10 protein-coding genes are annotated in these 9,272 nt (G+C 40.6%); 4 read left to right on the plus strand and 6 right to left on the minus strand.

The window, feature by feature from the left end; translation table 11 throughout:
- Positions 1-3 precede the first annotated feature (3 nt).
- From ccoP to ccoN, 4 genes are read right to left on the minus strand one after another with little or no spacing between them, the layout of a single operon-like run.
- Entirely contained in the window at positions 4-984 is a 981-nt protein-coding gene (ccoP, locus tag C9J48_RS22625) for a cytochrome-c oxidase, cbb3-type subunit III (RefSeq protein WP_006231869.1), read from the minus strand.
- Positions 985-989: 5 nt separating this feature from the next.
- On the minus strand, positions 990-1,163 hold the full coding sequence (locus tag C9J48_RS22630) for a cbb3-type cytochrome oxidase subunit 3 (RefSeq protein WP_006231870.1): 174 nt from the start codon (positions 1,161-1,163) through the stop codon (positions 990-992).
- A gap of 9 nt (positions 1,164-1,172) precedes the next feature.
- On the minus strand, positions 1,173-1,781 hold the full coding sequence (ccoO, locus tag C9J48_RS22635; protein ID WP_006231871.1) for a cytochrome-c oxidase, cbb3-type subunit II: 609 nt from the start codon (positions 1,779-1,781) through the stop codon (positions 1,173-1,175).
- Between the two features lie 12 nt (positions 1,782-1,793).
- Positions 1,794-3,221: a cytochrome-c oxidase, cbb3-type subunit I gene (ccoN, locus tag C9J48_RS22640; RefSeq protein WP_006231872.1), complete on the minus strand. Its 1,428-nt coding sequence runs from the start codon at positions 3,219-3,221 to the stop codon at positions 1,794-1,796.
- 272 nt (positions 3,222-3,493) lie between these two features.
- On the opposite strand from ccoN, the gene C9J48_RS22645 reads away from it, so the two are divergent.
- The gene (locus tag C9J48_RS22645) at positions 3,494-3,937 is read left to right on the plus strand and encodes a hypothetical protein (protein ID WP_006231873.1); all 444 of its coding nucleotides are present in this window, start codon (positions 3,494-3,496) and stop codon (positions 3,935-3,937) included.
- A 147-nt stretch (positions 3,938-4,084) separates the two neighbouring features.
- On the opposite strand, the gene C9J48_RS22650 is transcribed toward C9J48_RS22645, so the two are convergent.
- Positions 4,085-4,840, minus strand: a complete 756-nt coding sequence (locus C9J48_RS22650) for an SDR family oxidoreductase (RefSeq protein ID WP_006231874.1) — start codon at positions 4,838-4,840, stop codon at positions 4,085-4,087.
- A gap of 157 nt (positions 4,841-4,997) precedes the next feature.
- Between C9J48_RS22650 and C9J48_RS22655 the strand changes: the two genes are divergently transcribed.
- Both C9J48_RS22655 and C9J48_RS22660 read left to right on the plus strand, forming a co-directional pair.
- A complete protein-coding gene (locus tag C9J48_RS22655; protein WP_006231875.1) occupies positions 4,998-6,188 on the plus strand; it encodes an FIST signal transduction protein in 1,191 nt (396 codons plus the stop codon).
- Positions 6,175-8,268, plus strand: coding sequence for a response regulator (locus C9J48_RS22660; RefSeq protein WP_006231876.1), 2,094 nt, complete (start codon positions 6,175-6,177; stop codon positions 8,266-8,268). Before C9J48_RS22655 ends, C9J48_RS22660 begins: the two co-directional genes overlap by 14 nt.
- Positions 8,269-8,521: 253 nt before the next feature.
- On the opposite strand, the gene C9J48_RS22665 is transcribed toward C9J48_RS22660, so the two are convergent.
- The gene (locus C9J48_RS22665; RefSeq protein WP_006231877.1) at positions 8,522-8,878 is read right to left on the minus strand and encodes a DUF3693 domain-containing protein; all 357 of its coding nucleotides are present in this window, start codon (positions 8,876-8,878) and stop codon (positions 8,522-8,524) included.
- A 120-nt stretch (positions 8,879-8,998) separates the two neighbouring features.
- On the opposite strand from C9J48_RS22665, the gene C9J48_RS22670 reads away from it, so the two are divergent.
- The gene (locus tag C9J48_RS22670) at positions 8,999-9,208 is read left to right on the plus strand and encodes a hypothetical protein (RefSeq protein ID WP_006231878.1); all 210 of its coding nucleotides are present in this window, start codon (positions 8,999-9,001) and stop codon (positions 9,206-9,208) included.
- The last annotated feature ends 64 nt before the right edge of the window (positions 9,209-9,272 follow it).

The following is a 9,272-nucleotide window of genomic DNA, read 5'->3' on the forward strand; positions in this document are numbered from 1 at the left end:
ATATTACTTATCGGCCTTTTCGCTTAGATTCCAAACATAGGCAGAAATTAGCTGAATTTTTTCTTCACCTAATACATCTTTCCATGCTGGCATCACACCATGACGACCATGCATAATAGTAGCTTCAACTGCACGACGAGAACCGCCGTACAACCAAGTATTATCTGTTAAGTCGGGTGCACCAAACGCAGGGTTACCTTTACCGTCCGTACCGTGACATGCAGCACATACAACAAAACGACTTTTCCCCGCTGCTGCTTCTTTTGCATTCACTTTACGACCAGATAGACCAAGAACATAACTTGTTACTTCTTTAACGCCATCTTTACCTAGTGCATCACCCCAAGCCGGCATTACACCTTGACGACCTTCCATGATGGTTGTTTTGATGGTTTCTGCTTCACCACCATATAACCATGCATTGTCAGTCAAGTTCGGGTATCCAGCTTGGCCACGAGCATCTGAACCATGACATTGTGAACAGTTCTGAATAAACAGACGCTGACCTACTTTAATCGCTTCTGAATTAGCGGCGATATCAGTAATAGGAAGTAGGGTATTGCCTGAGGCATCGTAAGCTAGAGTTTTGAATGTTTCACCGTATTTAGCTTCGGCTTCATCCAATTCTCTTGCGTACTGATTTAATTGTTTGTTCTGCTGAGCATTAGCAAGTGATGCCTTTGACTCTTCAATTGAACGAACAGTTTGGTCAGAACTTGTCCAGCCTAAAAAGCCTTTGTAGTTGCCTAATCCTGGGTAAAGGAAAAGGTAAAGTACAGCAAAGACAATCGTGCCCCAAAACATGTACGACCACCACTTGGGCAGTGGGTTGTTATTTTCACGAATACCATCGTATTCGTGTCCCATATCTTCACCTTCCTCGACACCCATTTTGTCGCGGCTACACCAAAAAAGTAGGCAACCGACACCGACTAAACTGCCAATAGTGATGATAGAGATCCATAGGCTCCAAAACGTACTCATGCTTCCTAGCTCCTGTCTTTCTCACGCGTGGCCAAATCTTGTTCTTCGTCAGCAAACACAAGGTTTGCTGCTTCACTGAACTCAGACTTGCGGCGCTTGCTATAAGCCCAAAGGATAATACCAATAAAGCTAATGAACAGCACAACAGTCCAGACACTGTGAACAGTTATAATATCCATGATATCTCCTTATTTCATCGCGTGACCAAGAGACTGAAGGTAAGCAATAACTGCATCCATTTCAGTCTTACCTTTAACGTCATCCCCTGCGCTGGCAACTTGCTCGTCAGTATATGGAACGCCGAAGTTATCTTTAAAGATCGCAAGTTTCTTAGAAGTTAATTTACCGTCAAGTACATTCTCTTCCAGCCATGGGAAACCGGGCATATTTGATTCAGGAACAACAGCGCGAGGATCACGAAGGTGCACACGGTGCCAATCGTCAGAATAACGTTGGCCAACACGTGCCAAATCAGGACCTGTACGTTTTGAGCCCCATAAGAATGGGTGTTCCCACACACTTTCACCCGCGACAGAGTAGTGACCATAACGTTCTGTTTCAGAACGGAATGGGCGAATCATTTGGCTGTGACAAACGTTACAGCCTTCGCGAATGTAAATATCACGACCTTCCATCTCTAATGCCGTATAAGGGCGAAGATTTTCTACTGGTTCAGTCGTTTGCTCTTGATAAATCAGCGGCGTAATTTCAACCAGCGCACCAAAGCTAATAGCGATGACGATAAGGATTGCCAAAAGGCCGACATTTTTTTCAACTATTGCGTGACGATTACTCATCTGTCGAACTCCTTATGCTGGTTGCTCAATTGCTTTTAGGCTTTCTTTCGGTGCTGAAATTGTTTTGTATGCGTTATACGCAAGCAAGAACATACCAGACAAGAAGATTAACCCGCCAACAAAGCGAACAAAGTAGAACGGATAAGAGGCTTGCAGCGATTCAACGAAGCTGTAAGTCAATGTACCGTCGGTATTTACTGCACGCCACATCAGACCCTGCATCACACCAGAAATCCACATTGCTACGATATATAGAACCGTACCAATTGTTGCTAACCAGAAGTGTACGTTGATCAATTTGATCGAATACATACGCTCTTGGCCAAACAGTTTTGGAATTAGGTGATATACAGAACCGATAGAGACCATCGCAACCCAACCTAACGCACCAGAGTGAACGTGACCAATGGTCCAGTCCGTGTAGTGGGATAGGGCGTTTACTGTTTTAATTGCCATCATTGGGCCTTCAAAGGTAGACATACCGTAGAAAGACAATGAAACAACAAGGAAACGTAAAATCGGATCGTAACGAAGTTTATGCCATGCACCAGATAAGGTCATGATACCGTTTATCATCCCGCCCCAAGAAGGTGCGAATAAAACAAGTGACATCACCATACCTAACGACTGAGTCCAGTCAGGTAGTGCTGTATAATGAAGGTGGTGAGGACCAGCCCAGATGTACAGAGAAATTAGCGCCCAGAAGTGTACGATAGATAAACGATACGAGTAAACAGGACGACCCGCTTGCTTTGGTACGAAGTAATACATCATACCCAAGAAGCCCGCAGTAAGCAGGAAGCCTACAGCGTTATGACCGTACCACCACTGAATCATTGCATCCACAGCTCCAGAATAAATCGAATATGACTTACTCATTGAAACTGGAATAGCAAGGTTGTTCACAATGTGAAGTACCGCTACCGTTAGAATGAAGGCACCGAAGAACCAGTTCGCAACATAAATGTGCGACGTGTTTCTTTTAATCATTGTACCGAAAAAGACAATGGCATAGGCTACCCATACAACTGCAATAGCGATACCAATCGGCCATTCCAATTCTGCGTATTCTTTACCTGTAGTCCACCCCATTGGCAATGTAATTGCCGCTGAAAGGATTATTGCTTGCCAACCCCAGAAGGTAAATGCGGCTAACTTCCCACCGAATAATCTTGTTTGACATGTACGTTGCACTACGTAATAAGACGTAGCAAATAACGCACTGGTACCAAATGCGAAAATTACTGCATTAGTATGCAGTGGACGCAAACGGCTGTATGTCAACCAAGGAGTATCGAAGTTTAGCGCCGGCCATACCAGCTGAGCTGCAATCAATACACCAACGCTCATTCCGACAATTCCCCATAGTATGGTAGCTAGGGTAAATTGACGAACGACCGTATAGTTATAGTTTTGTTCAAGCTGCTTTACTTGGCTCATGTTGCTACTTCCACTATATATTGTTCAACTACACTTATATTTCCTTGTGCGAACAACAAGTTGTCGCAATGCCACCCAAAGCTTATTGATAGCCTTGTTGTTTTTTAAACAACTCAACAATCAAATTGCTATTTTATTGTAAAAGTGGCATTTTCATTGCGCATAATACGTTAGTTAACAAGCGATTGACAGGCTGATGCCCACACATTGTTTACGGTTAAGCAACATTTATGTGAAAACTTTGAACTCTGTAACACGAGATGAGTGTAATTATGGCAGCAGAAAAATTAACAAAATCACGATTAATCCAAATTATTGTACTGATGGCTGTGCTCATTTCAGCATTTGTTTGGAGAACAGTCACCTATGAAGAAGTGCAATCAGCAGAACAAAAGGCTATTCACTGTACAATAAGTGAAGGAAAGTGCTTAATTGTTGAACAGGGCGATACTGCAGATATAACATTAACCCCATTGCCCGCTACTGCTGAATCGCCACTTGTACTACAAATCGGCAACATTAATGTTAAACCAACAGGTGTTGTTGAGGGCGTCGATATGTTTATGGGTACAATCCCAGTCATTTTTTCACAAAAAGGCGAGTATTGGGTGGGTAATTTTAGTGTTCCAGCTTGTATTCATGATGAAATGGATTGGAAGGCAACAATTACGCAAGGAAATCAAACCACAATAGTTACATTTAAAGTGAAAAAGTGATTAACATTCAAACTAGTTGAATGTTAATCACTTGCTTTGGCGAGGCTTGATTGAAGGGCTTATTTTAACAAAATAGAAATTAATTATTAAAAAGCAATAAGCCCCAAAATAAGCTTATTGCTTTGGTTTTCTGCTTCTAATCATTTTTTATTCTACGTAAATCATTTTCTTTGTCATTCCACCGTCAACAGTGAAATTTTGACCTGTAATAAAGCCAGACTGTTCACTAAGAAGAAAATTAACGATTGCAGCAGTATCCGTTATATCGCCAACTCGGCCAACAGGATGTTGGTTAGAATCAATATCCCTTAGTTGTTCATTGGTTGTGTTGATCCAACCGGGAGAAACACAATTAACTCTAATGTCGGGGCCTAAACTATTTGCCAAAGCGTGCGTTAAAGCCACTAAGCCACCTTTAGAAGCACTGTATAATTCCGTATTAGGTTCAGACTGTTGTGCGCGAGTAGAGCTAATATTGACGATGGAACCTTTCACTTTTTTTAATAAAGGTAAACACAATTTACTCATCAATAATGGCGCAGTAAGGTTAATGTTCAGAACCCGGTGCCATTCTATTAAGTCTAATTCTTCAAGCGGTGAATTGTAGGGGGTGGAGATAGCAGCATTATTGATTAAGCCATTTAAGTGACCATATTGTGTCGTGATCTCTTTAATGACCAACGCTATTTCTGCTTCGTTAGAAACATCTGCACATCTGAAACGAATACGAGGCTCTTCAGAAACTAACTTGAACCCCGCATTTTCATCAATATCAACCGCGATAACAATTGTCTCATTTCCACTGGTGTTATTTATCGCAGGGCTGTTCTCAATTAAGAATTCGCAAATTCCTTTACCGATGCCATTCGCACCGCCTGTTACCAAAATCACTTGATTAGCCATTGCATCCCTTCATTTGCTGCATACTCGAAAGATGATAATGAATAACGGCAAAAACAAAGCAGACTTTAATCAAAAAACCATAAAAAACTCAATCCTTTGCTGGATGCAAATGTAATAATGTTACTTATGTAGAAAAGTAATGACAGAAAGAAGAATAATGGATATCGCAACCAGCATCTCTGCTATTAATTCATCTGAAAGCGCTATTTTAGATGCAATTTGCAAATTACAGCAAAAAATCACAAACCCTAAGTTAGTCTTGGCGTATTTTTCAGAGCACCATGATGAAACTCTGATAAAGAACATATTGCATGAACAGTACCCTGACGCCCAAGTTTTGGGGTGTTCATCTTGCCGAGGCGTCATGACTGATGAGGGGTATAACTATGGCGATAGCATTGCTTTATGGGCGATGTGTGATTACAACGGTGCATTTGGAACTGCGTTAGTTTCTACTAATCAATCCCCATTCGAAATGGCTCAGCAAGCGGTATTAAGAGCAATAGAGAATAGTGGACGCCCTGGCGAACTTCCGGCATTGATTTTGCTACATGCCACTCCAGGGAGTGAAGAAGATGTAATTAGAGGTATTGAGCGTGAGTTAGGCGCATCAATACCGATTATTGGTGGTAGTGCAGCGGATGATTTTGTTAGCGGAAATTGGAAGCTATTTACTCATGAGCATACCAGTCAACATGGGGTCGGGGTTTGCGTTTTTTACCCATCTTGCCAAGTCAGTTATTCGTTTCACTCTGGCTATGCCAATACCAATCAATCAGCGGTTGTGACAAAAGTTGAAGGCCGAGAGATTGTTGAATTAGATAACGAACCCGCTATAAATATTTATGAAAAATGGTTAGACAAAAATTTAAGTCAAGCAAGCAATATCATTAACGAGAGTAGCCTTAACCCCTTAGGGCGCGTGGTGGGGAAAGTGCATGAGCTCGAATATTACAAACTTGCACATCCGCTAAAAGTAACAGAGCGCGGTGGAATAGAGCTTTTCGCAACGGTAGAAGAATCTGAAACCGTTTTTTGTATGATGGGAACCGATGAGCGTCTAATTACCAGAGCAGGCAGAGTGATTGACTCAGCCAATGATGTTGGTAGGAAAGGCGAGTTAGACCCTATTGGTGGCATTACCATTTACTGCGCTGGTTGCATGTTAAAAGTACAAGACAGAATGCATGAGGTCGCCAGTTATGTGAATCACGCCATGCATCAAGCTCCGTTTGTTAGTCCTTTTACTTTTGGGGAGCAAGGGCAATTTATTGGTGGTGAAAATGCTCATGGAAACTTAATGATTTCCGCCGTTCTTTTTCATAGGGATGAGTATGCTAAATTTTGAGTCGGAAAAATTACAAGAGACATTACTTGACTTGTTACGAAGCCAAGAAAGAGAGAGTCAGTTACGTGAAGAAAATTCGGCTATTTTAGCGGGTATTTCCGCTATGGCAGGTGCAAACAATAAACGTCAAGTATTCAATAGCTTATTATCTGTATTACGAAAATACATAGGCTTCGAGCACGCACTTGCTCTTACTCGCGACGACGAAACAGGCCCGCTAAGAGAGCTCGTAACAACATGTGATGTATTTGAATCAAGTTCATGGACCATTGATAGAACATTTGTACGTTGTATTAACGGTGAAAGTATCGCTTTATTCTCTCCCAAAGATGTTTCAGAGTTTAAAGAAATCTCTCCTCAAATACTCGAATACTGTAACTCAGCGTTAATGACAGGAGTGAAAGTTAGCTCTGGCGATGCTGTACTATTATTTGTGCATTCTAAAAAAGGGCAATTTACGCCTCAGTGTAGAAGAGTGCTCGACAGATTTAGACCGTTATTAGAACGTGCAATCATCGATATTGATTACCGCGAACGCTTACAATCTTTAGTAACAGCAAGAACACAAGAGCTCACACACAGCCAGCAGCGATTTAAAGATTTCGCAAAAACAGTCGGGGATTGGTTTTGGGAAGTCGATACCGACTATCAATTTACCTATATATCGGCTCCACACCTTGCGAATCATGTCATTGATAATACCACTATATTAGATATCTTTGGTGAGCAGTCTGAATTACGTGTTAAGCTATTAGACCAACTAAAAAGCAAAAAGACATTCGAAGATATTGAATGGAAATTACCTGAAGATGAAGGCGCTTTATGGATAACATTAAGTGGGACACCTTACTTCAATAAACAAGGTAAACTACTGGGTTATCGCGGCACTGCAAAAGATATTACACACAGAAAACAACGTTTAGTTGAATTACAACTCGCCAGAAAGCAGGCAGAAACAGCGAATAACGCAAAATCTGAATTTTTAGCAATGATGAGCCATGAAATACGCACTCCTTTAAATGCAGTGCTGGGCTTAATGGACACGTTAGTTGATTCGGGGCTTGATGAAAAACAAATGGAGTGGGTGAGTCAGATGGAACAATCTGCTCAATTGCTACTTACAATTATCAATGACATCCTCGATTTGTCACGCATTGAGTCAGGTAAATTTGAGCTATTCAATGCAGATATACATATTGCAGATAGTATTAACCTCGTCGTTAACCAACTAAACGAACAAGCAAAAAGAAAAAATATTACCTTAACTACTCAAATCGATGCATCTGTACCAGACAGCATGTTAGGCGATAAAAATCGAATAGCTCAAGTCATGTTTAATCTTATCGGGAATGCCATAAAATTCACCAATGTTGGTTCTGTTAGAGTCTCTGTAAAAGCAGTTAACAATAATATTGAGATTGCAGTTATCGATACAGGAATAGGCATAGCACCGTATGCACAAAAAACGTTGTTTAATCCATTCATCCAAGCTGATGGAAGTATTACACGACGCTATGGTGGTACAGGGTTAGGTCTTGCAATTAGTATGCATCTTATCAAAAAAATGGATGGTAATATCTCATTAGATAGCGTGCTAAATGTGGGTAGCTGTTTTACCGTTTCAATACCAATAACATCTGTAGTTGACGAAACAGAAAAAGATCTTCCAGAGCAATACCCAATATCAACCCGATCATTAAATATCTTGCTCGCGGAAGACAGTAACACGAATCAACTGGTTGCTAAATTAATGCTTGAAAAGCGTGGGCACCGAGTACAAATTGCAAATAATGGTGAAGAAGCTATAAATGCCTTAAAAAATGATTCACATTATTTTGATATTGTTTTGATGGATATTTCAATGCCAGTACTTGATGGGATCCAAGCCACTAAGTTATTACGAGAAGAAGAGATCACCATACCAATCATTGCACTAACAGCAAACGCAATGCAGTGCGATCAAGTTGAATATAAAAAAGTTGGAATGGATGATTTCTTAGCTAAGCCAATAAGAGCAATCGAACTTAATCAAATGCTGAGTAAATACCAATACATAACCGCATCTAAGCTGTGTGGTTAAGAATTCATAAGCTTAAAAAATCTAATAGAGCTATTAAATGCTGTCGCACTTAATAGCTCTGTAATTAATACCGAACTTGAAGAACAAGGCAAACTGACCATTTGCCGAAGAGCTTAAAGTAAGGTGCTAATTACCTATTTTATGGTAAATAGCCAATACTGTTAAATAGCACCGCATGAAACAACAAAAAGAAAGAGAGTAGAAAGAGAAGCTTTTAAATTAAGTCATTTAAATATGTCTCATTATACTCAATTTAACATAATATACATAATGCGCACTGACGGATACCAATACCAAACGCCATAAATCCAGTAATACCAAGGCTTAGGCGCTCAAATCCTTGGCTACTTAATTTTGCCGTGATGTCCTGCCAGGCTTGTTGGGCTTTATAAGTCTTAGCCTTATCTGCTGCAAGATATATCAATGCTTCATGAATATCAGTTTTTGTATGCTCTGCTAAAAAAATCACTTCGTTTTCAGTTAGATAACGGTCGCCTTTGCGTATTCTGCTTAGCTTGGCTCCGTCTATACCTAAATCTGCCGCAATTTGTTTGTCTTGAATGTAATTTTTAGCCTGTTTATAGGCATCTAACAGCTTGTTTATGTACATTGCGAAACCTCCGTTTTGTTCATTGTAGCTCTTTAATTGCCATTTTTGGCATCTTGTAATTGTCGTTATTGGCAATTAGGATTGTCGAAAGTGACAATTCATAAGCATTTGGGGTTATATATGGCTATCAACATTCAACTTAATGACGGTGTTCGTTTCTTTGATAACGGTCGAGAAATCGTTGTTGTTACCGCTGCATACGCTCCCAAGTATTTACAAGCCAAGGCTTACTCAAACAAAGAAGCTGTTGAGGTTGATGCCTTAACAGCTGAGGTTCTTGCGGGTCGCACGTTTTCTTTCTGGTCTGGTTCAATCCAGTCAATCAAGTAAGCGTTGGACTTCTCATGATGAATCACTCGCCATACTCAACCCAACAGCAGTTAAGCAATCAAGC

The organism is Photobacterium profundum, assembly GCF_003026285.1.
GTDB lineage: Bacteria > Pseudomonadota > Gammaproteobacteria > Enterobacterales > Vibrionaceae > Photobacterium > Photobacterium profundum.

Bases quoted from the DNA above. Each gene is read 5' to 3' on its own strand.
- C9J48_RS22665 (WP_006231877.1), bottom strand. From the start codon at position 8,878: ATGTACATAAACAAGCTGTTAGATGCCTATAAACAGGCTAAAAATTAC.
- C9J48_RS22630 (WP_006231870.1), bottom strand. From the start codon at position 1,163: ATGGATATTATAACTGTTCACAGTGTCTGGACTGTTGTGCTGTTCATT.
- C9J48_RS22650 (WP_006231874.1), bottom strand. From the start codon at position 4,840: ATGGCTAATCAAGTGATTTTGGTAACAGGCGGTGCGAATGGCATCGGT.
- C9J48_RS22670 (WP_006231878.1), top strand. From the start codon at position 8,999: ATGGCTATCAACATTCAACTTAATGACGGTGTTCGTTTCTTTGATAAC.
- C9J48_RS22660 (WP_006231876.1), top strand. From the start codon at position 6,175: ATGCTAAATTTTGAGTCGGAAAAATTACAAGAGACATTACTTGACTTG.
- ccoP (WP_006231869.1), bottom strand. From the start codon at position 984: ATGAGTACGTTTTGGAGCCTATGGATCTCTATCATCACTATTGGCAGT.
- ccoO (WP_006231871.1), bottom strand. From the start codon at position 1,781: ATGAGTAATCGTCACGCAATAGTTGAAAAAAATGTCGGCCTTTTGGCA.
- ccoN (WP_006231872.1), bottom strand. From the start codon at position 3,221: ATGAGCCAAGTAAAGCAGCTTGAACAAAACTATAACTATACGGTCGTT.
- C9J48_RS22655 (WP_006231875.1), top strand. From the start codon at position 4,998: ATGGATATCGCAACCAGCATCTCTGCTATTAATTCATCTGAAAGCGCT.
- C9J48_RS22645 (WP_006231873.1), top strand. From the start codon at position 3,494: ATGGCAGCAGAAAAATTAACAAAATCACGATTAATCCAAATTATTGTA.